This window comes from Staphylococcus nepalensis, assembly GCF_002442935.1.
Classification (GTDB): domain Bacteria; phylum Bacillota; class Bacilli; order Staphylococcales; family Staphylococcaceae; genus Staphylococcus; species Staphylococcus nepalensis.
This window is the reverse complement of sequence record NZ_CP017466.1, coordinates 174042-199977: the sequence shown is the minus strand read 5'-3', so window position 1 is coordinate 199977 and position 25936 is coordinate 174042. Positions and strand designations below refer to the sequence as shown.

19 protein-coding genes are annotated in these 25936 nt (G+C 34.1%); 2 read left to right on the top strand and 17 right to left on the bottom strand.

Features of this window, described 5'->3' with window-relative positions:
* Positions 1-80: 80 nt before the first annotated feature.
* A complete protein-coding gene (locus tag BJG89_RS00905; protein ID WP_096808087.1) occupies positions 81-2930 on the bottom strand; it encodes a YhgE/Pip domain-containing protein in 2850 nt (949 codons plus the stop codon).
* A gap of 217 nt (positions 2931-3147) precedes the next feature.
* On the opposite strand from BJG89_RS00905, the gene BJG89_RS00900 reads away from it, so the two are divergent.
* Positions 3148-5349, top strand: a complete 2202-nt coding sequence (locus BJG89_RS00900) for an amidase domain-containing protein (RefSeq protein WP_096808086.1) — start codon at positions 3148-3150, stop codon at positions 5347-5349.
* Between the two features lie 131 nt (positions 5350-5480).
* Here the strand turns inward: BJG89_RS00900 and BJG89_RS00895 are convergent, their stop codons facing one another.
* The 3 genes from BJG89_RS00895 to BJG89_RS14685 form a co-directional block, all read right to left on the bottom strand.
* Positions 5481-7502, bottom strand: coding sequence for a hypothetical protein (locus BJG89_RS00895; protein WP_096808085.1), 2022 nt, complete (start codon positions 7500-7502; stop codon positions 5481-5483).
* 207 nt (positions 7503-7709) lie between these two features.
* Complete coding sequence (locus BJG89_RS14690; protein WP_232514200.1) at positions 7710-8204, bottom strand: LysR substrate-binding domain-containing protein; 495 nt, start codon at positions 8202-8204, stop codon at positions 7710-7712.
* Positions 8201-8560 (bottom strand): LysR family transcriptional regulator, encoded by a 360-nt coding sequence (locus BJG89_RS14685; protein WP_232514199.1) that lies wholly within the window; start codon positions 8558-8560, stop codon positions 8201-8203. The genes BJG89_RS14690 and BJG89_RS14685 overlap by 4 nt, the downstream gene beginning before the upstream one ends.
* A gap of 115 nt (positions 8561-8675) precedes the next feature.
* On the opposite strand from BJG89_RS14685, the gene BJG89_RS00885 reads away from it, so the two are divergent.
* Complete coding sequence (locus BJG89_RS00885; protein WP_096808084.1) at positions 8676-9752, top strand: oxidoreductase; 1077 nt, start codon at positions 8676-8678, stop codon at positions 9750-9752.
* A gap of 351 nt (positions 9753-10103) precedes the next feature.
* On the opposite strand, the gene BJG89_RS00880 is transcribed toward BJG89_RS00885, so the two are convergent.
* The 13 genes from BJG89_RS00880 to BJG89_RS00820 all read right to left on the bottom strand — a co-directional run bounded on the left by BJG89_RS00880 (position 10104) and on the right by BJG89_RS00820 (position 25903).
* Complete coding sequence (locus BJG89_RS00880; RefSeq protein WP_096808083.1) at positions 10104-10436, bottom strand: winged helix-turn-helix transcriptional regulator; 333 nt, start codon at positions 10434-10436, stop codon at positions 10104-10106.
* Between the two features lie 241 nt (positions 10437-10677).
* Positions 10678-11535, bottom strand: a complete 858-nt coding sequence (locus BJG89_RS00875; protein ID WP_096808082.1) for an arginase family protein — start codon at positions 11533-11535, stop codon at positions 10678-10680.
* Between the two features lie 286 nt (positions 11536-11821).
* Positions 11822-13240, bottom strand: a complete 1419-nt coding sequence (locus BJG89_RS00870; RefSeq protein WP_096808081.1) for a sodium:solute symporter family protein — start codon at positions 13238-13240, stop codon at positions 11822-11824.
* Positions 13241-13647: 407 nt separating this feature from the next.
* A complete protein-coding gene (locus tag BJG89_RS00865) occupies positions 13648-14037 on the bottom strand; it encodes a tautomerase family protein (protein WP_096808080.1) in 390 nt (129 codons plus the stop codon).
* A gap of 128 nt (positions 14038-14165) precedes the next feature.
* Positions 14166-15665, bottom strand: coding sequence for a sodium:solute symporter family transporter (locus BJG89_RS00860; RefSeq protein WP_096808079.1), 1500 nt, complete (start codon positions 15663-15665; stop codon positions 14166-14168).
* A gap of 17 nt (positions 15666-15682) precedes the next feature.
* Positions 15683-17059, bottom strand: coding sequence for an LLM class flavin-dependent oxidoreductase (locus BJG89_RS00855; protein WP_096808078.1), 1377 nt, complete (start codon positions 17057-17059; stop codon positions 15683-15685).
* A 505-nt stretch (positions 17060-17564) separates the two neighbouring features.
* Positions 17565-19052: an aldehyde dehydrogenase family protein gene (locus BJG89_RS00850; protein WP_096808077.1), complete on the bottom strand. Its 1488-nt coding sequence runs from the start codon at positions 19050-19052 to the stop codon at positions 17565-17567.
* A 117-nt stretch (positions 19053-19169) separates the two neighbouring features.
* A complete protein-coding gene (locus tag BJG89_RS00845) occupies positions 19170-20816 on the bottom strand; it encodes an alpha-keto acid decarboxylase family protein (protein ID WP_096808076.1) in 1647 nt (548 codons plus the stop codon).
* Between the two features lie 153 nt (positions 20817-20969).
* Positions 20970-21425, bottom strand: coding sequence for a MarR family winged helix-turn-helix transcriptional regulator (locus BJG89_RS00840; protein WP_096808075.1), 456 nt, complete (start codon positions 21423-21425; stop codon positions 20970-20972).
* Between the two features lie 614 nt (positions 21426-22039).
* On the bottom strand, positions 22040-23221 hold the full coding sequence (locus tag BJG89_RS00835) for an NAD(P)-dependent malic enzyme (RefSeq protein ID WP_096808074.1): 1182 nt from the start codon (positions 23219-23221) through the stop codon (positions 22040-22042).
* 29 nt (positions 23222-23250) lie between these two features.
* The gene (locus tag BJG89_RS00830) at positions 23251-24603 is read right to left on the bottom strand and encodes a 2-hydroxycarboxylate transporter family protein (RefSeq protein ID WP_096808073.1); all 1353 of its coding nucleotides are present in this window, start codon (positions 24601-24603) and stop codon (positions 23251-23253) included.
* A gap of 140 nt (positions 24604-24743) precedes the next feature.
* The gene (locus BJG89_RS00825; RefSeq protein ID WP_096808072.1) at positions 24744-25457 is read right to left on the bottom strand and encodes a response regulator; all 714 of its coding nucleotides are present in this window, start codon (positions 25455-25457) and stop codon (positions 24744-24746) included.
* Entirely contained in the window at positions 25451-25903 is a 453-nt protein-coding gene (locus tag BJG89_RS00820; RefSeq protein WP_232514198.1) for an ATP-binding protein, read from the bottom strand. Before BJG89_RS00820 ends, BJG89_RS00825 begins: the two co-directional genes overlap by 7 nt.
* Positions 25904-25936 lie beyond the last annotated feature (33 nt).

Sequence of the window (25936 nt, the reverse complement as noted above, 5' to 3'; positions counted from 1 at the left end):
CTACAAAGATTTCTGGCTCGCGCTCATATTAAATATCAATGAATGGGCTTGGTAATCGTATATATTATATCGTTACGGTACTATTCCATTACATCACTTTTTTCTGCTTTTTCAGTTGCTTTTCTCATCAATGGATCTGTAATCGGCTTAAAGATGACGCCAATTAATAAAAATCCTATACCAAATAATGAGAGTACGGTTAATTTTTCAGTTAAAATTTTAGGGACAGGTCCACCAACCGCTTCTCTTAATGCGTCTATTGCGTAAGAGAAAGGCAAATAAGGATGGATCGCTTGGAAGAACTCTGGTGTAACTTGAATAGGGAACGTTCCTCCACCACCTGCAATCTGTAGAACAAGGAAGATGATTGCAATTGCTTTCCCTGGGTTGCCTAACAATGATACTAAAGTATAAACAATTGAAACAAATACGATGGAAGAGAATACTGAGATGCCAATAAACCAACCAATTGATTCCACTTGCGCTTTCAGTATCACTATATCTCCAATAGATACGATAAGTGCTTGAATGATACCCAACAGATAGAACAATCCACTTTTACCTAAATATATTGCTCTTGTCGATAGATATGGCGCTAATGATTGGTGTTTATTATCTGTCGTTAATAAGCTCACCATTAGTAACGCACCTACCCATATGGCTAACGCTGTGTAGAATGGCGTACTCGCTGAACCATAGTCTTTCACAGGGAATATATCTTTTTGGTCTATATCGATTGGATTAGCAATCACGTTCGCTTGTTTTTTTAAATCGTTTTTCAATAAATCTACCATTTTATCTACTGCATCATCATCTTCGATCTCATCAAATAGATCATTCGCCTTAGCAAGATCTTTTTCAACGTCTGGTAATTGATTACGTGCGAAATCTGCTAAATTGTGTAAGCCTTCTTTAGCCCGTGGTTGATTCGCATCTAAAATATCTACTAATTGATCATAACGATTAAATAGTGTAGGTATTGTATTATTTACCGTCGCTGTTGTATCAGACAACTGCTGTTCTAAACCTGGCAAATCATTTTCGATAAATGACGCGGCGTTCGCAACACTTTGTTCAAATTGCGGGTAAGCATTTTGTGCAATTTCCATTGCATCCATATAACTTTGTTCAATAACTGGCAGTGCACTTTGAATCGTTTCTATTCTATCTTTGCCAGCAGTTAAAATACTTTCTCCAGAATTTATCACTTGATCTATCGTATTTAATTTCGATTGAACTGTTGATAGTCTCGTATCACCCTCGTTTAATACGGACATTATATCGTTAGATATGTTGAGCAATCTTTGGTTTAATTCGGTTTTAATATAGTGCCTTAAATCATCTAGGCTACTATTTACACGTGGTAGATCTTTAAGTAGTTCTACTGCTTCTGCTTTACCTGAACTTCCATTTGAAAGTGCGTCACTGAGTTGATTTTGGTTTTTAATTAAATTGTTAATCCTGTTATTTGCTGATTCTAATGTTTGAATTTCATCTGATAAATCCACGTTTTCTCTCTCTTCTAGCTCTGATAATATATCTATAAATTGCTGATTAGATTTGCTTGTGACTTCGAGCCTAGATTTAATATGATCTAACGTTTTTTGGAAATCTTTAGGTTTATCTGTAGATAAAATGCCATACGTAACATTTTTCAATGCTTCTATGTCTTCTTGGCTACTTTCAGCTTGTTTATCGGTGTAATTAGATAGCGATAATAGCGATTCTGATAAGGAAGATGTCATTGCACTGACATCTTTACTACTTACCGTTGTTTCATTCTGATCGTTTTCATTATTGTCGCTTTGATTGTTACTTATTTGCGAAGTTTTAATATTTGAATAACGATCTGATACCGTAGTACTTTGTTGCTCAGTTTGCATATTGTTTTGTAATCGATTATTAACATTTTGATTTGCATCTTGCGCATTATCAACGACTTCTTGATAGCTTTCAACACGTTGCTGAATCGCAGGTAAATAACCTTGTGCATCATTCAGCCCTTGTAAGCCTGCATCTACTCCAGCACTTGCAATGTCAACGCCACGATTTATTTTTGGAAAGGCTTCTGGCACATCGTTAGAGGCAACATTAAGCGCATTTTCAATATTTGGCATGTAATCATTTAATGCTAATATCAATTTGGCGCGCTCATTTAATGCAGGTATTGCAGCATTAACTTGATTTAACTTATCTGCCGCATCTATAACTTCGCCTTTATAGTCACCTAGTTCTCTAAATCGATCAGCGTAATCGTCAATTTGATCTTGGTTTTCATCTAAGTATATAAGCGTATCTGCAAAATCGTTAATTTTTGGCATAGCCTCATTAGCTTTAGAGACTGCGTCTTCAATTTTATTGATTGTTGGAATTTCTTCCTCAAGTTTCACACCTAGTCGGTTTGCTTCATCTAATAGCGCTTGTGTCACCGTTTCATTAAACTGTTCATTTGCTTTTTGGACAATAGCACTCGTACCAGCATCGGTCATTTTCGGTGCAATGGCATTAAGTTTTTGGTTTACTTTATATTCTACATCGGCTTGTTGCGGGTCTTTTCGAAGTGTGCCAGTAATTTGGTGTGTAAACTTATCTGGTATGTAAATGGCAGCATAGTACTCTCCCATCTTCAAATCATGATCAGCTTTTTTCCGGCTTACAAATTGCCAATCAAAGTTATCGTCTTTCTTTAAGGTATCGGTAATTTGATTACCCACATTCACCTTTTTATCTTTTACTGTATCTCCCTTATCCTCATTCACAACGGCAACTTTAATATTTTTAGTATTACCATATGGATCCCATGTCGCTTCCAAGTTAAACCAAGCATAAAATGAAGGAAGCAATGCTAAACCGCCTAAAATGACTAAAACACCAGGCGTCTTAGCAATCTTTTTTAAATCCATAAAAAATAATTTTATTGCGTTTTTCATTTATACACCTCTGAAACTGTATCTATTTATCTATTCTTATATTAATTCAAATTACTATTTGTTTATTACATATAAATTGATATACTGAATGCATTAATACAATTTATTCAATTTATGGTTGAAAGGCGTCAACTAAATGCGAGACTGTTTCTAGTGTACCAAGACAAACGCTAGTTTGTACATAGTAAATAATATATTTTAGAAAAGAGGTATTTTCATGAAGCAACAAAAATTATTAGTCTGCTTGCTTTCAACTTCTTTACTTATTCCATCATTCCCTATCAACGATGTTAATGCCGAAACGTCAGAAAAAAGCACGACGGCTTCCCAATCAAATGATGCGCATAAGGGTAAAGAGCAGGATAAGGAACAATCTAAACCATCTGAATCTGATCAATCGCATTCATCTCAAAACAGTCATACTGAAAAAGAGACATCTGATGACGCAAAAGATACGTCTAATGATGATGACAATGCGAAAGATAAATCTAATGATGATAAACAAAATAGTGAACAGAAACAAAATCGTACAAATAATGAAACACCTAACGACGGTACACGTAATGCCAGTCATAAAAACGATAGACATACATCTTCTGACAAAGTTACGCCCAATTCAACTGAAAATACATGGGACGTATCCGCATCTGATTACCGTTCAAATCTATTAGATATGTTTAAACCAGCGCCTTTGAAGCGTGATAATCACAGTTTATCTGAATTATTAGATCAATTATTTTCTAATAATGATACAATGCGATCAAGTTCCCCTATAGAACAAAACGATGCGCAAAATGAAGACAGCAATAACCAAACAACGTATCCTACGTCGATTGATCAAACAGATCCAGAAGATACAAATACGATAGATGCTAACGGTGATGACGATGGAAATGCAGATGATCCAGAAGAAAATAATGAGGATACATCACAAGAACAAGATAATACTAACAACAACGATATCGAAGATACAACGCATCAATCAGAAAACAATGATATGGATGATGGTAGTGACTCAAACAAACTGACAGATGCTAAAAACCAACAACACGACGATACTGAATTAGATTCACAACAAAAACAATCTCATGAGAATGCAAATCGTGACGATGATAATCTAAATGACCAGCAGAATGAAACACCTAAGCGCGATAATAACGTCAAAACGGGGGACCAATCAGATTCATCATCTGACGATAAAGTATTAGAAGCAATCTTAGATGAATACAGTGAGGATGCTAAAAATAATCAAAAACAGTATGACGCTCAAAAAGAAAGTGCGTCGAATGATGATGCTGACGATAAGAAAAGTAGCTCTGACAAACAAACATCAAACAACCAGGCCAATCCACAGTTACCTTCTAAATCACAATTAGCAAAAAAGGAAAAACCAACTCAATCATTTGAGCACGACATCAATCAATCTGATATACGATCTACTGCCGTTTTCCAACAATGGCCAAATTTATCAGACGATGATAATGCTGCAAACAACATAACCATAACTGAAAATAAAAACACACGTGATTTCATTAAAAACATCGCACAAGATGCACATGACATCGGGCAAAATGAAGACATTTACGCGTCTGTGATGATAGCTCAAGCCATATTAGAGTCAGATTCAGGCATGAGTATGCTTGCGCGTTCACCTCATTTTAATTTGTTTGGTATCAAAGGTACTTACGAAGGTAAGTCAGCTAAGTTCAACACACTTGAAGATAATGGAAACAATACATTCCAAATCTCAGCAAACTTCCGTAGTTATCCAAGTGAAAAAGAATCATTAGAAGATTATGCTACATTAATTAAACAAGGCATCGATGGTAATCAAAATATTTACAAACCGACGTGGAAAAGTGAAGCACATAGCTACCGTTCAGCGACTGCCCATTTAGCTACCACATACGCGACTGATTCACAATACGCAGACAAATTGAACAGTATTATCAAACACTATGACTTAACACAGTTAGATCATAAACAAATGCCGAATTTAGATGATTATAAAGTGAATAACGACAATGATGATTCAGATTTCAAACCATTTTCAGAAACTACAAATGATACGCCTTACCCCCACGGTCAGTGCACGTGGTATGTTTACAATCGTATGGCACAGTTCGACCAATTTGTGAGTGGAGACTTAGGTGATGCAAGAAATTGGAATAATCGCGCCGAGAGAAAAGGTTATACGGTGGCTTCAACGCCAAAAGCACACACCGCCGTTGTATTTGAGGCAGGCCAACAGGGTGCAGATGCGATGTACGGTCATGTAGCCTTTGTAGAAAAAGTTAATGATGATGGTTCTATCATTATTTCAGAGTCCAACGTTAAAGGGCTCGGTGTCGTTTCTTATAGAACTATCGATGCAGATGATGCAAAGGAATTAAGTTATATTACAGGTAAAAACAATTAATTTAAAATGGCTTTTTCCGCCAAAATAAATATGCGCCATTCAAAAGTTTCACTTACAAGTGTTCACTTTGAATGGCGCATTTCACTTATATTATAGTGAACGGTCTGGCCCACGTTCCATATATTTATAATTTACGATTCTTTTGATTTTTTACGCTTAGCAAACCATATGAGTCCGCCACCTACAGCTAGCAATACAACGCCAAATAGGATGGTTGATTTTTTAGCTACGGTGCCTGCATCAGGTAAAGAGAAATTACCCTCATCATCGAACAAACCACTTAAAAAACCTTCTGATCCACCCAGAGACAAAGCGCGGCCAGGTGAAGGGTTAGGTATATCTCGGACGCCATCTAATATATTGTGGCCACTGAGTAAACCGCTTAATAAACTTGGCGTTTCAAAGCGTTGTACATCGTTACCTAATGTCGGTGTTTCTATATCTTTGTCTAACAAACTGCCACTCAATGTATTCGAAAGATTTGGTGTATGTTTTAATGGTTCGAATATACCATGTATATTCTCTTTAAATTGACTTATATCTTTATCTACCTTTAATAAATCATTCAACTGCTGATCAACGCCAGATTTCATTAAGTCAACTAAGTTATGCTTAGCGTCTTCTTTTTTAGCAATAACATCAGCAAGCGCTTTAGCTTTCGCATCATTTAATTGAGTAGCCAACATCGTTTCTAAAGCTTTACGTTTATTTTGAGATTGGTCTAATATCTGTTCTAAAATATCATCACTTGTAACATTGTCGCCGAAATAATGTTTCATTAATGCTACAATTTGATCATTAGTGGGATTGTCATGCATAATTTTTTCAGCGATTTCGGATGCATCCGTATGGTCTAATTGTGTTGATAATATGGTTTTAATTAACGCTTCTTTATCAGTTGTTTCATTAAACATAGATTGTAAAATATCATCACTCGTAGTCGTAGATAAGTCATCTAACTGGCTAATCACTTGACTTGCAATTTGTTGGTCTGTTTTACCATCTGTATCTATGCGTTCCAATATAGATTGGGCACGTTTTTCGTCAAATGTATCGTTAACAATATTCTTAACAGCTTGTTCTTTATTATCTACAGATTTTAAATGATTCAATACAATATCATCTTGTTCTTTTAAACTTTGCTCTGTTTGCTTTATTTCTGCCTTCAATTTCTCTTTATTTTCAGCCGATATTGAATCTCGCTCAGAAAGCTTAGATTCTAATGTTTGTAGATTCGCAGCTTTATTTTCGACATAATCATCTAAATGATCTTTTGCTTGGGAATGGCTTGTCATCACTTTATCAATATCTTTTTTAATTGCCTCTAATTGTGGCGTTGGGTTATGCTCAGCATAAGACGTATTTTTTAATACACCACTGTTTGGGTCGTTCCCTTCAACAGTGTTGTTATCCTTTTCTGAGATTGTAGTTGGATTGCCTTCCTCTTCACTATCTTTGGCCTCCTGTGATACTTTAGGGCGATCGTTTAGTTTGCCCCCGTCAACTTTATTAGACAAGGTAACCACATCATCAACCAATTGGTCTATGTTTTGTTTTGTATCTTTGCTAGGTGTACGCACATCAGACGTTTGCGCTTGACTATTATCTTGGTTTATTAGGGCTTTATTGTCTGTTGGTTCACTATGAGTAAAATTTTCTTTATTAGCAATTGGTTGTTTTCGGTCATCTAGCGCATACTCGACATTTTCCTTGCCTTCAGATGACGTATGTTTATTTTCCTCTTCTATAGTAGCATCATCTTGTCCTTCGTCTTTAGCAGATGCTTTATTTTCTTTATGTTCTTTGATGGTTTCATTGTTATCATTTTTGACTTTTTTCAATATTTCTTTAACTTCTTCTATACTTTTAGCATCCGTCATGTCTTGAATAGCAGCTTGCTTTTGACTGCCTTTAATATGCTTTAATTTTTCAATTTTTTCTTTACCTGCTTGAATGTGTTTTTCTAATGATTGTGCGTTATCCAAATGTGTTTCAATGTTCAAATCAGTCTTATCTTTTGCCTCTGCTGATGATACTGGGGTCAAACCATATCCAATTAAAGTAGTACTCATAATAAGTGCGATACTGGATAATTTAAATTGATGATTTAATCTGGCTTTATTATTTAAATGATGATTGCTTATCTGTTTCATTAAATTCACCTTTTCCCTAGTTATTCTCCCCCATTATATCGGTTATATCATTTTATTCAAAGGGCAATATCATCTTGATTGGTTTTATTAATAAAATCACTTTCCAAAAACCATTATTTGTTAATATTCCCGTTTAATAATTATATAAATTATATTCCTTTCTTGTGTCTATTAATGTTTTAGTGATATCGTTTTATATTTACACTTTCAATACCATCTTTGAGCACAAGCTTTAATGGTTTCAATCATTGCTATTTCTGATGATGACAATGTTTTAGATTGATGATAGACCAAAAATGTCGCAATGCCTTTGTTATTTACATCTACTGCTTCTCCAGTAAATTGTTTACGCTCCAACTCTTTTTTTATTGAAAAATAGGGGAAAATTGAAATACCTAATCCGTGTTCTACACATTGTTTAATCGCTTCAATGCTTTGAAATTCAAAGCTATCTTGTACGTCCCAAGAATTAATTTTAAAGTATTCTTTCAGCATTGGCTGATAACTGCAAAATTGGTCTGAGTATAACGCTGTATTTAAATTTTGCTTGCTATTACTATAAGCTAAAATCATTCTTTCAGTATTTAATTTTTCAATATAAAAAAGTTTATTTTGCCAATTTTCATTTTCTAATATAAGCGCTAAATCTATAACACCTTTTTGAAGGTGTGCTTTAATATCATTAGGTGCTACAGATTTCAAAGAAATTTGGACTTTAGGATAATTTTTTTATACATTTCTAAAATTTCTGGTATTCTACATATCATTAAAGATTCAGATATACCTATAGTTAGTCGGCCTTTTGGTGCATCATCTAAATCCTCAATTTGATAGTAGATTTGTAGTAATTGCTTCACATAAGGTAATAATTTCTCACCATAATGAGTGAGCGTGACATGATTACCTAAGCGATTAAATAATTCGTGTTCAAGTTCTTCTTCTAAATTTTTTATATGTGTGGTTATAGTAGATTGAGCATAATCTAGCTGATCCGCCGCTTCTTTAAAACCTCCATGTTCTATAATACTTTTAAAAGTAATTAATTGACGAAATTCCATTTGTATCTCTCCTTCAAAAATATTGAACAGATGATTCAATGATTTCAATTTTACTAAACTCATGACTAAAGTTAAAATGGATTTATTGAATTTATTAGAGGAGGTCAAGAACTGAATGTTTTTTCAACCATTAGATACTTTAAATGTTAAAAACAGAATAACTCTCGCACCTATGACACGTATTAGCGCCACATTAAAAGGCATCCCTACATCTGAGATGTTGAATTATTATCGTTCTTTTGCTGAAGGTGGCTTTGGCTTAATAATTACTGAAGGTCTTTTTATAGATGAAACACATAGCCCTGGGTACCAACACCAACCTGGTCTTGTAACTCAAACCCAAATCGATGCTTGGAAAAATATCGTGGATGCAACGCATAAAAACGGCTCTAAAATGATTGCTCAACTTATGCATGCTGGCGCGCTCGTACATGGTAACGCATTTGGTTATACGTCTGTCGGACCTTCTTCAATTGTGCCTAAAGGAGAAAAAAGCCCAATGTATAATGGCGAAGGTAAATATCCAACGCCTGAAGCTTTATCTGTTGATGGTATAAAGGATGTTGTACAAAGTTTTGTGAAAACTGCTAAAAATGCTCAATGTGCAGGATTTGATGGTATTGAAATCCACGCTGCAAATGGATATTTATTAGATCAATTTTTAACTACGTATACCAATCAAAGAAATGATGATTATGGCGGTTCATTAGAAAATAGAATCAGAATGATATTAGAAGTTATTACAGCTATTAAGTCAGAAGTCTCATCGGATTTTATTGTGGGTATCCGTATTTCTCAAAGTAAGGTAAATGATTTTGACTACAAATGGGAAGGTGGCGAAAAGGATGCTCAAGTTATTTTTGAAAATCTAGCTGACTCCGGCATTGATTATATCCATACAACAGAGTATAAAGCTTGGCAACCTGCTTTCAATGATAATACACTTTCGTTAGCTGCTCTCGCTAAACGTCATACTGATGTTCCCATTATTGCAAATGGGCATTTAGAGGATATTGAAACGGCCATAAGCATGCTTAAAAATAAAGAAGCTGATTTAATTGCGCTTGGTAAAGCTGCTTTAGCCAATCATACTTTGCCTCAAAAAATACATGCAAATCAATCTTTAAATGAGTTCAATCCAGATAAAGTTTTAAACCCTGACGCAACGCTTAAAGATTTTGAATTAAAATAATTTATTAATTATATGAAATTTTTCCAATTTTAATATGGCATTTTTCATTGGTAAAAATTATTGCCATATAAGTTTGTTAAATTTAATAAAGCGTGTTTTTTGAAGCGTTATCGACAGAAAGCGTTCAGTGTGCCGACCAAATTTTAACTCGTGATAATAAGCTATATTATACGCAAAGACAGTGAACTCACGTTATTAGTTAAACAACTATATATTTAATCAATTACAATATAAAGCCAGAGATATATTAGTTCTTTTGATCTCTGGCTTTTATAATTTAAGTGTCAAAAAAATTGATATAAATTAAAACGATACATAGTTAAATTTTAATACATTTTGTTTTTATCCTATTTAATGATCTAGGCCCCACTCACATATAGTTTCTAAAATTGGGATTAAAGATTTGCCCTTTTCTGAAAGTGAATATTCTACTTTAGGTGGTATTTGTGGGTATTCTGTTCTAATTATAATGTCGTTTGCTTCCAATTCTTTTAACTGTGTACTTAATGTTTTATAAGTTATAGTACCTATCATTCTTTTCAGCGCGTTAAATCGAACCTTTTCATTTTCAGCTATTAAATAGAGAATTACCATTTTCCATTTACCACCGATAATAGACATTGTATAACCAAAAGGCGTATCGTCAATATTTTTTACTTTCCCATGAAATGCTTGCATACTCATTAAATCACCACCCATATACATTATTTTAACACTAAAGAAGGTTGAAACATAAATCATGTTTCAACCTTAAATATCGTATTAGCAGTAAACAATAAAAATGCAAATATACTTATATCCAACTTTTAAATAGACATTGATACAATAACTTCAGCTTTTGTATTCTTTTTTCCTACACATACTTGATGGATTGGAGTGAAGAAATCATTTTATAAAAATATGATTTCTCTCCCTTCCTCTTTAGTTACTCATTTTTTAACAACGGTAATTTGCTCAATAGATGACGTAACGCGTTAGCATCCCAAGGCATATGTTCTGTAATACCTAAACCAACGACACTGGTATGCTTAGAAACATCGTCAATGAGCCTGCCAATTTGCCCCAAATTCATTTCACCTTCAGCCCAGTTGATAGAAATTGGTTCTGGACTGGCAAAAATCTGGGAACGGAATCGGTTTGGATCCAATATATCGACATCAAAGTGAACGATTAAATGTCTAATACTGTTATCATTTATCCATTTTATAACAATATCACTATCTCCTTCAAAATCTTCAGGATATGCTACTTGGATGCCTAATGCTTCAATCCGTTCAGCCTCATAATCTTTTGGCTTAATACCAGCTAACATAACATTTTGAGGTTTCAATGGCATTTTCACTTTGTCAGCAAATGCTTGATCTCCTTCTCCTAACAAATTACCTAATACCATTGTATTGGCATTTTCCATTTCTTTCGGGGATGAAATATCCCCATGCGAGTCTATCCATAACACACCGACATCCCCACCATAACGTTCATTAAGATAAGCATAAGGTGCTTGTCCAACTAAACAGTCACCACCAAATATTACAATATTATCTGGTTGATGTTGCTCTATTAAATGTTCTGCTGATTGCAATTGTTTTAATAGTGCCTGACGTGCAACTACACCTTCCTCAGTTTTTAATAATTCAGGGTCTGATTCTATAGGTACCTCTACTAAAGGGTCATCGCTTTTTGGCGCTAACCACGATAAGAGTTCTGCTCCTAAAGCATATCCTGCCTCATTATTTCCACCTTGCCACTGTGGCATCAACATACGTAAAGTACTATTAGCCATTGTTCTTTCTCCCCTTTTCATATTTCGTTATTGATTATCTTAACCTACCTTTATTATATTACTCATATAATTTGATGTAAGTATGCACTTTTATGCCACCTACTATCTTAAATGATAGTAGACCCATTTTGAGTTATTCGCTTTTTTAAAATTGAATAGGAAAAAGCGTTCAATTATGTCTATCTAACAATATTGAACGCTTTAAGTATATGAATGCATATGTGCTATTTAATTTTTAGATTTTATATAATGAATTTCCGTTCAAATCTATAATATATAGGGTACCTTAAACACGAACGTAATCTTTCTTTCCAAATAATGTTACAAGTAATAATATTATAGTTGAAAGCGGCAGTCCAATTAAGATTGGATGGAGGCCAAACGGATGACCAAGCAATTGCCAAACGACTGCCGATATCAGTCCACTCCACATTGATATATTACCTGCCATTTTTGAAGGTTTTTGCCAAAACAATCCAAAAACTACAGGCGCTAGCAAACCTGACACGGACATCGCAGTGCCTGTGACCATAAGATCTACTAACCCAGGAATCATGAGGGACAACACTAAAGCAATCACAGATACGATTAAAACCGAGATTTTGCTATATAATAGCATTTTCGTTTGACTAAAACTTTTAACGTTTGGTTTTATAATATCGTTAGCAATCGATGAAGCACCTGCAATAAAGAAGGAATCAGCACTTGAAATGACTGCTGCTAATAATACTATAATCATGATTACGACTACAGGAAATGGAAATACTTCTTGAATAACATGATAATAGACCAATGGTGTTTCAGTTATATTTAAATTCAAACCAAACTTACTATATACACCAATAAATACAGTCATGGCGCCTAATAACACAGCTATAATCATCGAAATCCAGTAACCATTTCTTGCCGTTTTCAAATTTTTGGCCACCCAAATACGTTGCCAAACATCTTGTCTTATAAATTGATAAAACGCTAATGTTAAAAGATAGATTAAAATTTCATTAGGCGTAATATTAAGAAAATCTAACATTTGATTTTGGTTACTATTTTGAGCGTTGGCTTGAATACTACTCCAACTTCCTGAATAATAAATCACCACAAAAAATAACACTACAATACCAACCGTAAGTATGAGACCTTGAACAACATCTTGCCAAACGACCGCTTTTAAGCCGCCCAAATACGTTTTTATCGTTAGCAAAATCCATCCTATTATAATTCCAGTTGTCATATTTAGTCCCGTCGTTAAATTTAAAATAGAAGCAATCGCAACAAACTGCATGCCTGTCATCGCACAATAAGCAAAAAGGAAACTAAGCACCGTAGGGATACGTGCTGATTCCCCGTAGCGAAGTGCCGTATAGTCACCGATGGTTACCATATTATGTTGTTCTCCTAATAGCCTGATGCGTTTCAAGAAAAATACAGCAAGGACAATAACCGCACTTATCATAGTGATATGAATCCACTGTTGTCCCATACCTAATGTATATCCATTTTCCATATAGCCTAATAACGTAGCTCCTCCGACGCCCGTGCTAACGAATGTTAAAATCAATGGAATAATGGAGACAGTCCTGCTCGCCATATTATAGTCATCATACGTTTTAATTTTTCTTTTTATGTATAAAGACATGAGCATTAAAAAAATAAAATAAACCGTGATAATTAAACCTAAAGTAAATTGTTCACTACTATTAAACACTACAATTTCACCTCATAAATATATTACAATAGTTAAACCTATTGTTACTTTTACTTAAATTAAACTTTACTTAAATCTGTATGATTAAAGTCGCCTTTATACTATTGAACTTTTCTTTAAAAAAGTCAACATCATGTATTCTAAATTTTAAAAATACTCTAATTTTATTTATTAATAATTTAATATTCACAGATATTATATTGAGTAGAAATACCTTTACTAATGTTAATTTATGAAAATATGCATACAAAATTTTAACCGCTAACAATGTAATTTTAATTGTTGGCGGCTTGTTGTATAAGGTTCTTTTCCTAGATTACTACACGTTGAATTAATTTTTGAAAGGCTTACATCGCATGATATCGTTACTTAACGCTTCACCTATATTGAAATTAAGTTTTCTCATATTATAAATCGCCTGTAAGGAATTGGGCTTTACCATTGAAAAAACTCCAGTCTTCATCCGTATTTTCAACGAGACTAATCATTATATCTTCTTTACGTATATTTAATGATTCATTTAATGCTTCTGCTAACTTTTTATAAAACTCAATTTTTTGATTCTTTGTTCTAGGCCTTGTAATTATAGTAAATACAATCACATGTTCCGTCCTAGAAACACCTAAACCTGTATCTAATATTTGCATTTCATAATCCTCATGTTGGTTAACAATCTGATATCTGTCACCAATTGGCGCTTGAAATGCGTCTAACATTACATCATAAGTGATATCTAAAATACGTTTAATTTCTTCCTTTTCTCTACCTTTAATCATATCTAATTTTATTAGTGGCATATGCATTCTCCTTTAAAATAATTCGTCTATCTATTTATCTGTATATGCAATTTTCAATACAATGATTACTGCAATAAACATTCCTATAAAGCCGTACAACCATATTGTTAGCATTTCATTAACAAACATTAATTATTACCTTCTTCTATAGCATATTTTTTATTATCTTTAACCTTAATTACAAATGAAGCAATTGTAATCGTTGCTATACCTATAAATGTTGCTACTGCACCTGCTGACATAGTACTTGGGATAATCCCTCCAAAATAAATAATTAAGTACGAACTTAAGCCTACAAACATAGACATTTCTGCAGCTCTAGCTGGCGCTTTATGCTTGGCATAAATAGCATGTAAAATAGGCCCTAAAGTTCCGGCAGCAATACCCGATATACCGATCCACATAATATCACTCATGTGTTTTGGAGGTTGTAATACTAATAAAAATGATAACAAACCGACAACAGGCACACTGATTTTACTAATTTGAAATGCAATTTTATTGGCTTTTGCCTCACTAACGTTAACAATTTTTCTTTTAACCAAAAATTTCAAAAAGATATCGTTCGCGAAAACTGTGGAAATAGATACAAATAAGCCATCTGTTGTTGACATAGCTGCTGCCAATATAACCACGCCAAAAAGTGCTACAATCACTGCTGGGAAAGCCCAAATAATATATTCAAGAAGCGCTAAATCTGAAGTTTCAATACTATTATCAAGTGCTACACGACTGAATACGCCCCCGAACAATACTAATAAGCAAAGACCGGTCACAATAACATACGTGTTGATCATTTTTCCTAAGTCTTTTTCATTTTTAAGACCTAATATCTTATTAAATAAATGAGGCGCAGAAGCAAACGCCCATTGTATGATGATAGCACCTAAAACCATGCTAAAAGAGTTAAAATGTACAGAGTCTGGATTAAACACTTTAACTAAATTTTCATTTTGATTACCTAGATTATGAACGATACCAGAGAACGTACTTGTAATACTTCCTTTCCAAAAGATGACAACACCAGAAACAAAGACCACTACACCTGCAATTGCCATAATGATAACTTGTATAGCATCCGTATAAATATCAGCAAGCGCGCCTCCAACGTAAACGTACAATACAACGATAACTGCGATAAAAACAAGTCCACCAAAGTATGACATACCCAGTAAATATTCAAAAATCCTTGCGCCTGCAACAAACTGACTAGCGATATAGAAAATATTAAATAGTAAGATAATACCCGTACCTACACGTAAAATATCACTATTATAGAAGTCCCCCAACCAATCTGGAAGCGATAAAGATTTTTGCTTTGTATTCAATTTTCGTACTTTTTTAGCGACCATTAACACACCTGTGGGCCCACCGATAAACATGGCTAAAAATAGCCATAAGTTATTTAGTCCCCATTCATAAGACCAACCAGGATAACCTAAAAAAGTTGCTGCGCTTAAATAAGTTGCTGCAAATGATAATCCGAGTACTCTAGGGCCAATAGCGCCGCCCCCAGTTGCAAAGTCAGCGATATTTTTCATTTTACGAGCGCTCACATAACCAACAGCAAACATGACTACCATAAATAATATAAAACCTATCCATGTATAAAGAGAAATTGCATCCATTCGCTTTTACTCCTTTTTTAATTTATATGTGCATTTTTATTATTTTTTGCTGGATGATTTTCTTTTATTGTTTTATGACCTTTGCCAAACATATGCTCACGAAGTGTGCTTCCTTCATACTCTGTTCTATATAAACCTCTCTTTTGTAATTCAGGAATAACCTCATCAACAAACTCTTCAAATGTGCCCGGAGAATAACTCTGAGCGATATTAAAGCCAGCCGCTCCACCCTCAATCGCCCATGTTTCAAATTGATTTGCTACTTGTTCTTTCGTTCCTATAAATTTAACCGTGCCATTTCCAAGTCCGTGGTTTTTCACAGCTTCTCTTAAGGTCCATTTATAGTTTGGGTCTTTAGTATAAATATTAAGATTACCTTGCATGGCTTCGGTCTCAATGTCTTCTATATACTGGTCTGGGTCATATTCAGAAAAATCAATGCCTGTGTGGCCACTTAATAATGAAGCTGAGCCTTCGTAACTGATGTGTTCTGTTAATGCTCTATATTTTTGATAGGCTTTTTCTTCAGTTTCTCCAATAATAGGAAGCACCATAGGAAAAACCAAAAGATCTTCCTTATTTCTTCCGTATTTTTCTGCTCTTGTGTGTATATCATTGACATAGTTTTTTAATGATTCTAATGAAGTATGTTTTGTAAAAACCGCTTCTGCATGTTTAGCTGCAAATGTTTTACCTTTTTCTGAAGCGCCTGCTTGAAATAATACGGGCGTTCTTTGTGGAGACGGTTCAACCAAATGAGGCCCAGGAACACTAAAAAATTCACCTCCATGGTTAATTTTATGTACCTTGTTAGCATCTGCATATATATCACTTTCTTTATCATTAACAACTGAGCCATCTTCCCAACTATCTTCCCAAAGTTTATAAACAACCTGGAGGAATTCATCTGCTCTATTGTATCTTAAGTCTTTTGGCAACCTTTCTTTAAGACCTAAATTAATGGCTTCACTTTCTAAGTAAGAAGTTACAACATTCCAACCTAATCGCCCATTTGTTAAGTGGTCTAATGTAGATAATTGTCTAGCTAAACTATAAGGTTTCGCATATGTGGTAGATATTGTTGGCGCAAATCCAATATGTTTTGTAACGGCAGCCATAGCAGAAATAATAGGTATCGGATCATGCGCAGGCAGCTGAACTGCATGTCTAATTGCAGCATCACTCGATCCATTATAAACACTATACGTTCCTAATACGTCTGCAATAAATATAGAATCAAATTTGCCTCTTTCTAATGTTTGTGCAATATCTGTCCAATAATCTAATTGATTATGATTCGCGCCTTGATCTTTTTCATGTTTCCATAATCCAGATGAATGTGGAGACGGAGAGTTTTGCACGAATCCGTTAAAATGTATCTGCTTGTTTGGCATATATTATTCCTCCTATATTGTAGTTGTTTTTATCATTTATACTCATTGTTGAGGGGATATAAAGATCAGGAATGACTTTATTCATTTTCTATAACAAATTTTAATAAATAGAATTTTCTGAAAATATCTATGCTAGTTAATATAGCTAAAATTATATACGACGTCAATATTAAAATTATAATTTCTATAAGGATAGTCGGGTTTTATGGTATATGACTTTTATTTTAATAACAGATAATGAAAGTTAATAAGCGCATCATACTTACTGAAGCGATGCCCATTACAGGAAGTGATTCCTTGGTTGATAGCAACCATATATAAACATTAAAATTCGTGAAAATAAATTTTTAATTTGAAATGATGAGCGCCCGCTTTTATAAAAATTTTTAGCTATTAAAAAGGAGGGACCGCAATACGGCCCCTCCTTTTAATTGTATTTATCACAATAAACACCCATATTAAATTTATCTAGATATACATATGTGTGGTATAAGTTTTGGTCATTTTAATATAAGCCTTTAAGTTCATTGCTTGTATCAATAAATATATTTTTAACTTGTTGATAATTACTCAATGCTTCTTTATATGTTTCACGCCCGATTCCTGATTTTTTATAACCACCAAATGGTGCACCTTCAGGCACTTGGTTATACGTATTAATCCAGATTCGACCTGTTTTTACAGCTTTCGCAATATTTAATGCACGGTTAATATTTTGTGAAAACACGCCTCCTGCTAGACCGTATTCAGAATCGTTAGCGATTTTAATTGCTTCTTGGTCGTCTTTCACTTTGATAATCGTTAACACTGGTCCAAATATTTCTTCTTGTGCCAATTTATGATCATTATCGTTAACTGCTATTAATGTCGGTTCTAAGAAATAACCTTTATCTAAACCATTACGCGTTATACGTTTACCGCCAGTTAAAATGTCAGCGTTAGATTTTTCTGCATAGTCAATATAAGACTGGATTTTTTCCAATTGCTCTTGGCTCGTTTGACTGCCCATTTGCGTATTTTCATCTAATGGGTCGCCAACCTTAATATTTGAAAATGCTTCTTTCAGTCTTGAAATTAATTCATCATAGATGCCTTCTTGGACGAGTAAGCGTGATCCAGCACTACATACTTCTCCTTGGTTAAATAAAATGCCTAGTTGTATACCTTCAACCGCTAAATCTAAGTTTGCGTCATCCAGAATCATGTTGGCACTCTTACCACCGAGTTCTAACGTTGCAGGAACAATACGTTTTGCCCCAGCTTCAGCTACTTGATATCCCACATTGGTTGAGCCAGTAAATGATAATTTATCCACACCTTCATGGTTGAAAATGGCATTTCCTGATTCTGAACCTTTACCCGTTACGATATTAACGACGCCTTTAGGTAAAATCTCTTGGAAAATCTTACCTACCGCTAATAAGCTTAAAGGTGTAGAGGAAGACGGTTGAATCACAATTGTATTACCTGCTGCAATAGCTGGCGCAATCTTCCACGCTGCTAATAACATTGGGAAGTTCCAAGCTACAACGGCGCCTACCACACCTATAGGTTCATGACGTACAATACTCATTGTATCTTTATCAATATCATTAACTGAACCTTCATGTGTCTCGATAACGCTTGCAAAGTAATTAAAATGTTTTGCAGCATACGGTATATCAATGCCTGCCGTTTCACGAATCGGTTTACCGTTATTTAACGTTTCAATCGTAGCAATTTTGTCTTTGTTTTCCATTATTTTATCGCTAATTTTTCTTAATAAATTAGCGCGTTCTGTTTTAGATGTTAAACGCCAAGATTCAAATGCTTCCTGTGCTGCTGCCACAGCTTTATCTATGTCTGCGTCATTAGCTTTTGCAATACTTGATAGTGTTTCCCCTGTGGCTGGATTTACAACTTCCAACGTTTCACCACTGTCACTATTAACAAACTCGCCATTTATAAATAAACCATAAGTCTCATCAATATAATCTTTACTATTTACTGTCATTAAAATCTCTCCTTTGTTTAAATGCTTTTTGCAGTAATACTTATTTAGATTACTATGATACTAATGATGTCATATTATTATAACTTAAAAGAAAGCGCTTATTAAATTTTTAAATTCTTAATTATTTTGGTTTGCAAAAGCTTTAGCAATTTCATTGAGTTTTGCTGGTGCATCGTGTATATCCATATGAACTTCTACAAAGTGCATAATATTCGGAGTGTCATCAATATCTTTTAATGTTTTTTCTAATTCAATACTTGTTGTTACATTGTGTATTTTGACATCATCTTCTTTCATACCAAATACAAATGGTAACATTTTATAATCCCACATATTTATATCATTGTATGATGCTGTTTCGCCATGAATTTTACGCTCAACGGTGTAACCATCATTATTCACTACAAATATAACTGGTTTTAAGCCTTCACGAATCATTGTTGATAACGCTTGAACCGTTAATTGTAACGAGCCATCACCAATTAACAACAAATTTCGGCGTTGTTTATCTGCAATTTGTGTACCGAGCGTTGCAGGCATTGTGTAACCAATTGATCCCCACAACGGTTGACCAATAAATTTATTTTCTTTATACAAGGCTAAATCATACGCACCAAAGAAAGATGTACCTTGCTCTGCAAGAATGATGTCCTTGGGTTTTATAAAACTTTGCATTAATTTGAAATAAGTTGATTGTGTTAATGGATGATCAATTAATTCAATTTCTTTATGTTCGGAAACGTGATAATGTGGATAATTTACATCACTGACATAATCCATTTCTAACAACCCTTCTAAGAGGTCTGTCAGTCTCACCTCTTCTGCATGTAATGCATCCACTTTGAAATTGTGATGGTTAATCATAATCACATCATCTAAATTAAATTGATATGAGAAACCTGCCGTTGCAGAGTCTGTGAGTTTAGCGCCAATATTTAAAATAACATCACTACCATTTACATATGATTTGATTGGCTCGTCTGAAATCTCACCATCATATATGCCCATATAGTAATCATTTTGTTCGTTAAACGCACCTTTACCAAGGGATAATTGTGCGACTGGAATGTGCGTTTGATTAACAAATTGTTCAAGTGCTTCATGTAAATCAAAACTATTAATTTCATGTCCTGCAATAATTAATGGCTGTTTTGCAGTTTTCAATTTATCTTCTATTCTTTTAATATAGCTAGAAACATCTTGTTTTTCCGGCGTTACATAACAGTACGGCTTTTCTACTTCAATCTTTTGGGCTGCAACATCAATAGGTAGATGCATATGAACCGGGCGTTTTTCATTTAATGCTGCATCAATTAATCGTGGTATTTCAACTTGTGCATTTTCAGGTGTAATATATCCTTGGGCTGTTGTAATGTGTTTGTACATTTTACGATAATCGTCGAAAGTGCCTTCACCCAATGAATGGTGCACATATTTACCAGCTTTTTCGACTTCGCGAGTCGGTGCACCTGTAATTGCTATGACAGGCACACGCTCCGCATAAGCTCCTGCTATACCATTTACAGCGCTGAGTTCACCTACACCAAATGTTGTAACCATAGCGCTAATACCTTTCATTCTTGCGTAACCGTCTGCAGCATAACTCGCATTTAATTCATTTGTATTACCTACCCAATCCATGTCATCACGATGGATAATGTCATCTAAAAAGGTAAGGTTAAAATCTCCAGGTACTCCAAAAACTTTATCAACGCCTACAGCACTAATCGCGTCCATTAAATATTGTCCTACGCGTTTTTGCATTAATCATTTCCCCTTTTTCTCTTTATTTCTTACATTGCAAATATAACGCGATTAATAATAAAGGTCAAAAATGTTGACTTAATTATCGTGAATTTTCCTTTTCAAATAAAAAAACATAGTGACGCCCCACTATGTTTTAAAAATTAATTTTATTTATTTTTTTACATCATCTTTTAGATATTTTACTTCCTGAAATCCTGTACGATAAGAAGCAAATGCTTCCATAATTGCATACCAATCATTACCAACTTTTTTTTGAATATCTCTAAACAAATCGTTTTGTGCTTTATTTAATTCATGAACTAATTTCGTACCTTTTTCTGTAGGATAGAGTGCTTTAACACGCTTATCCGCTTCGGTTTGTTTTTCGATAATAAATGCTTCATCCTTCAATTTTTTCAATGTTGCATGGCTACCTTGTTTAGAAATTTCCATACTTTTCAAGAGATCTTTAATTGTAATACCCGGCGCTTTTTCGATAAAAAATAAAAATCTATGGTGTTGTCTATTCAAACCATATTCTTCGATTATTTCATCTGCTGTATTTACAAAGGTTTTATATGCAAAGTAAAACAACAAATTTTCATAATCGTTATTATTTTCTTCCATAATTCACATTCCTTTTTGATTGTTATTTATCTTTTAGTTATTTAAATCATAACGTAATAACTATGATTAAATGCACACGTACGATATGCGTCGCTCAGCTAATAATAGTCAAATGTGCTGATACGCTAAGATATAGCCTATAAATGTTACTGTTTTGGTCGATAAAATGATAACTGTCTATTTAGTATATGCTTAATTTTATCATAACTTATATTAACTGATAATAACTTTAAACAATCGTACATGTACGTTCAGACATCACGCCCAATCATTATACACGGCTATGATATGCTTTTTTAAATTTGAATTTCACTTATTTAGAAGGTGATTACAACTTGGATACGGCTCCCTCATTTATAAGTGACATCTTTTATAAGTTATTTCAATATCATCCGACCAATGATACTATGCTTTTGCATATCATATGAGTGTTTTTACGATTAAATATAAAAGGTTAAGTGAACCATTATTTCTCTTAAAAAATTGTATGGAAGTTGAACAATTATAAAAGGAATGACTCATACTTAATTTCAGTAGCAACCATCCTTTCTTTGTGCAATTGTGGTGATTTATAAAAAGCAACCAACTCTAGCGTTTTTCATATCAACTTTACGTTATATCAATACTTTCTCTCCATTTTTCGCATGATGCTTAACCGCTCCTGCTACCTCATGAGCAACATGTGGATTTAATGCATGTGGAATGACAAAATCCGGTGTTAGTTGCTCCTCCCCTATGGTGTCAGCAATTGCCTTAGCCGCCGCTATTTTCATATCTGTGGTGATTTCATTTGCATGTGCGTCTAACACACCTCTAAAAATACCAGGAAAAGCTAATAAATTATTGATTTGATTCGGGTAATCTGAACGCCCTGTACCAACAATAGCCGCACCAGCTCCAACTGCTTCTTCTGGGTATATTTCTGGCGTTGGATTTGCTAATGCAAAAATAATCGGGTCATCGTTCATCGATCTTACATGTGCTTCCGTTAAAGCTTTTGGACCTGACACACCAATAAATACATCTGCATTTTGTATAACATCATCCAATGTCCCCTTTTGGTCATCGGGGTTTGTACAACTTGCAATATTTTGTTGCGCTTTGTTCATCCATGTTTCTGCTTTGTTCAAGACGCCCTCTAGACTAACCAGCGTAATGTCTTTATACCCAGCTTCTAACAATAACTTAGCAATTGCGATACCCGCTGAACCTGCACCATTAATAATAATTTTTGCATAATCACTTTCTTTTTGAACAACTTTCAGTGCATTAATTAACGCTGCAAGTACAACGATAGCTGTGCCATGTTGATCATCATGAAACACTGGAATATCCAGCTCATCAATCAATCTTTTTTCAATTTCAAAACAACGTGGCGCAGCTATGTCTTCTAGATTAATCCCTGCAAAATTAGGCTGTAATGCTTTTATAATAGATATAATTGCTTCAGTATCTTTTGTATCTAAAGATATAGGAAATGCGTCTACATTTGCGAGTTGTTTAAATAAAATACTTTTACCTTCCATAACTGGTATAGCTGCTTTCGGACCAATGTCTCCTAATCCAAGTACAGCCGTGCCATCCGTAATTACGGCAATCATATTACCTTGTGCGGTCAATGTATTTGCTTTTGTTTCATCTTTGGTAATGGCTTTACATACTTCAGATACCCCTGGCGTATATACGACACTCAAATCTTGTTCAGTGTTAACCTCTACGCTACTTGTAATCTCTATTTTACCTGAATGTTCATGATGTAAAGTGATTGAATCTATATTTTCATTTCTCTCTGACATGTTAGTGACCCCTTATATATTATTATGATTTAACTTAAAATTTTCAATAAAAATGTTGCTATGATAACCGTTGAAACGCCACCTATCCTTGTCGCAACTTGTGCAAATGGCATGAGCGCCATACGTTTAGACGCTGATAATATGGCTACATCCCCGGTACCGCCTAGACCACTATGACAACCTGTGACAATAGCAGCATCTACCGGGTACATTTTCATCAATTTACCTACAAAATAACCTGAAATAATCATCGTTAATACAACTGAAGCACATATCACCACGTATGCTGGCGTTACAATTTTAACAACGTCTTCTAAAGGTATGTACAACATCCCAAGACCTACCATTAATGGCCACGTCAAACTTGTAGAGACAAATTTATATAAATTATGTGCGCCATTCTCCATTTTATGAGGCATGACTTTCAAACATTTAATCAACGTTGCAAATAGAATCATAATAACTGGGCCCGGTATACCAATGAATTTTTGACCAAGTGTGCCAACAATAAAGAAACTACAAGCAATCAGCAACCCTGCTCCCATAAGTGAGAAATCAATTACTTTATCTTTTTCTTTTTTATTGTCTATACTTTCCTCAGTGCTTTCAGATTTTACTAGTTTTCCATTGCCAGAAAGTTTTGTATATTTTTCTCCTACGCGCATCATAACGCCTGCAGTAACAACTGCGAATATATTACCAATTACGGCTGCTGGAATCATTTGAGAAACGAATGATTCAGCTGAGTCTCCTAATATAGATGAATACGCAATGGATAAGGGTAGAATCCCTTCACCGATACCACCACCAATAATAGGAACAACGATATAAAATAATGTGTGTTTTATATCATAACCTAACAATAAACCAACAAATAAACCTGCAGTAACTGCTAGAACTGTTCCCACTAGCAAAGGCACAAACATACGCGTAAATCCTTGAATTAATACTTTGCTATTCATACCTAAAATACTTCCAACTACTAAACAAGAAATATAGAAATATAAGAAGTTAGACGTCTTCATCAACGTCGTAACCGTTTCCATAGAAGTCGAATGAATCACATCCAAAAAGACTAAAATAGATGGGACAAGCAAGGCCAAAATAGCTGGCCCACCGATATCTTTTAAAATCGGTATTTTTTGGCCAAGGTCTCCTAGTAAAATACCTAAAATCATGATTACAGCAAATCCTCCAATCATGTCTGCAGGTAATGTATTATATATAGAAGCAACGAATATAATTGCAGCTAAAATTAAATAAAGTGGTAATGGCAATACACCTACTTTAATATTAATTAACTTTTTTGCTATACTTTTAAACTTATTATTTAGCGGCACTTCCTGATTAGTAAGCGCTTTCAAATTTGTTTTCGTGTCCATGACTACCCCCCTCATTATCGATAAACCCATTCTATTCATAAGAGGAGCAAATTTATAGTTTATGAAATTTTAATTATCTTTTTGTAATTAAAAAAACCGAATTAAGTGTATATCCCTTTTAATTCGGCAATTTTTTCACATCAATCCATATACGCTTTTAAATACTTCAAATGGTCCTGCTTTAATTTATACGAATAAATCGGACGACCGATACCATAATTTAAAGATTCCTCTAAGACTTCTATTTCCGTTAAAAATTTTAAATATTTTCTTACAGATACTCTCGAAATATCAACATGCTTTGAGATTTCGTCTGTAGAAAATTCATTGCCTTTAAAATCATTCATTTTCTTAACAATTACTTGTAATGTTTCTTTCGTAACACCTTTTGGTAATTTAAGCTCTGATTCATTCCCAGCGATTGTTTTATTAAGCAATTCACCATCAATATCAGATTGGTTGATATTCTCCGTTTTATTAAAAAATGTCTGCCCTTTTTTATAACGTAACAATGATTGCTTAAAGCGCTCAAATTCAAAGGGCTTGATTAAGTAATCAACAGCACCGTATCGAAATGCAGTTTGGATTTGCTCAACATCTGAAGCTGCTGTAATGAGTATAGCATCTATTTTATAACCTTGTTCTCTTATATATTTAAGAAATGTTAACCCATTTTCTTCAGGCATGTATATGTCTAATAATAATAAATCAACCACTTTATTTTCTATGATACTCATAGCTTCTTTAACATTTTTTGCGATATCTACTGAAGTTTGATTATTTATTTTTTCAATAAATTGCAGATTAATTTGTGCAACCATCGGATCATCTTCAACAATTAATATATTCACCATTTATGATCTTCCTTTTCTGAATAGCTTATAACGACTGAAAACGTCACGTTGCCTTCCACATTAGAAGCTATATTAATATCTCCATTGAGTTTCTCTACACTTTGTTGAACAAGGTATAGTCCATATCCTCTATGCTCGCCTTTAGAAGAATAGCCCTTTTCAAATATTTGATGAGCCAGCTCACTTTTTAAACCTAAGCCTGAATCTACGATATCTATAGTTAATGTACCGTTTGTATATTTCAAATGGACATCAATCGTTTTCTGTTTAATAGCAGATACCACTAAAGAATCTATACTATTATCTATTAAATTACCTATAATCGTAATCATTTCATGCGTGATATGCGAATGTTCCGGTTCAGGGATGGTGGTATGACTCACAATAGATAATTTAACATGCTCTTCTCGCGCTAAACTTAATTTGCCTATTAAAAAACCAGCCAATGCAGCATCTTTGATTTTCGAATCAAAACCACC

Bases quoted from the DNA above. Each gene is read 5' to 3' on its own strand.
- BJG89_RS00905 (WP_096808087.1), bottom strand. From the start codon at position 2,930: ATGAAAAACGCAATAAAATTATTTTTTATGGATTTAAAAAAGATTGCT.
- BJG89_RS00900 (WP_096808086.1), top strand. From the start codon at position 3,148: ATGAAGCAACAAAAATTATTAGTCTGCTTGCTTTCAACTTCTTTACTT.
- BJG89_RS00895 (WP_096808085.1), bottom strand. From the start codon at position 7,502: ATGAAACAGATAAGCAATCATCATTTAAATAATAAAGCCAGATTAAAT.
- BJG89_RS14685 (WP_232514199.1), bottom strand. From the start codon at position 8,560: ATGGAATTTCGTCAATTAATTACTTTTAAAAGTATTATAGAACATGGA.
- BJG89_RS00885 (WP_096808084.1), top strand. From the start codon at position 8,676: ATGTTTTTTCAACCATTAGATACTTTAAATGTTAAAAACAGAATAACT.
- BJG89_RS00880 (WP_096808083.1), bottom strand. From the start codon at position 10,436: ATGAGTATGCAAGCATTTCATGGGAAAGTAAAAAATATTGACGATACG.
- BJG89_RS00875 (WP_096808082.1), bottom strand. From the start codon at position 11,535: ATGGCTAATAGTACTTTACGTATGTTGATGCCACAGTGGCAAGGTGGA.
- BJG89_RS00865 (WP_096808080.1), bottom strand. From the start codon at position 14,037: ATGCCACTAATAAAATTAGATATGATTAAAGGTAGAGAAAAGGAAGAA.
- BJG89_RS00860 (WP_096808079.1), bottom strand. From the start codon at position 15,665: ATGGATGCAATTTCTCTTTATACATGGATAGGTTTTATATTATTTATG.
- BJG89_RS00855 (WP_096808078.1), bottom strand. From the start codon at position 17,059: ATGCCAAACAAGCAGATACATTTTAACGGATTCGTGCAAAACTCTCCG.
- BJG89_RS00850 (WP_096808077.1), bottom strand. From the start codon at position 19,052: ATGACAGTAAATAGTAAAGATTATATTGATGAGACTTATGGTTTATTT.
- BJG89_RS00845 (WP_096808076.1), bottom strand. From the start codon at position 20,816: ATGCAAAAACGCGTAGGACAATATTTAATGGACGCGATTAGTGCTGTA.
- BJG89_RS00840 (WP_096808075.1), bottom strand. From the start codon at position 21,425: ATGGAAGAAAATAATAACGATTATGAAAATTTGTTGTTTTACTTTGCA.
- BJG89_RS00835 (WP_096808074.1), bottom strand. From the start codon at position 23,221: ATGTCAGAGAGAAATGAAAATATAGATTCAATCACTTTACATCATGAA.
- BJG89_RS00830 (WP_096808073.1), bottom strand. From the start codon at position 24,603: ATGGACACGAAAACAAATTTGAAAGCGCTTACTAATCAGGAAGTGCCG.
- BJG89_RS00825 (WP_096808072.1), bottom strand. From the start codon at position 25,457: ATGGTGAATATATTAATTGTTGAAGATGATCCGATGGTTGCACAAATT.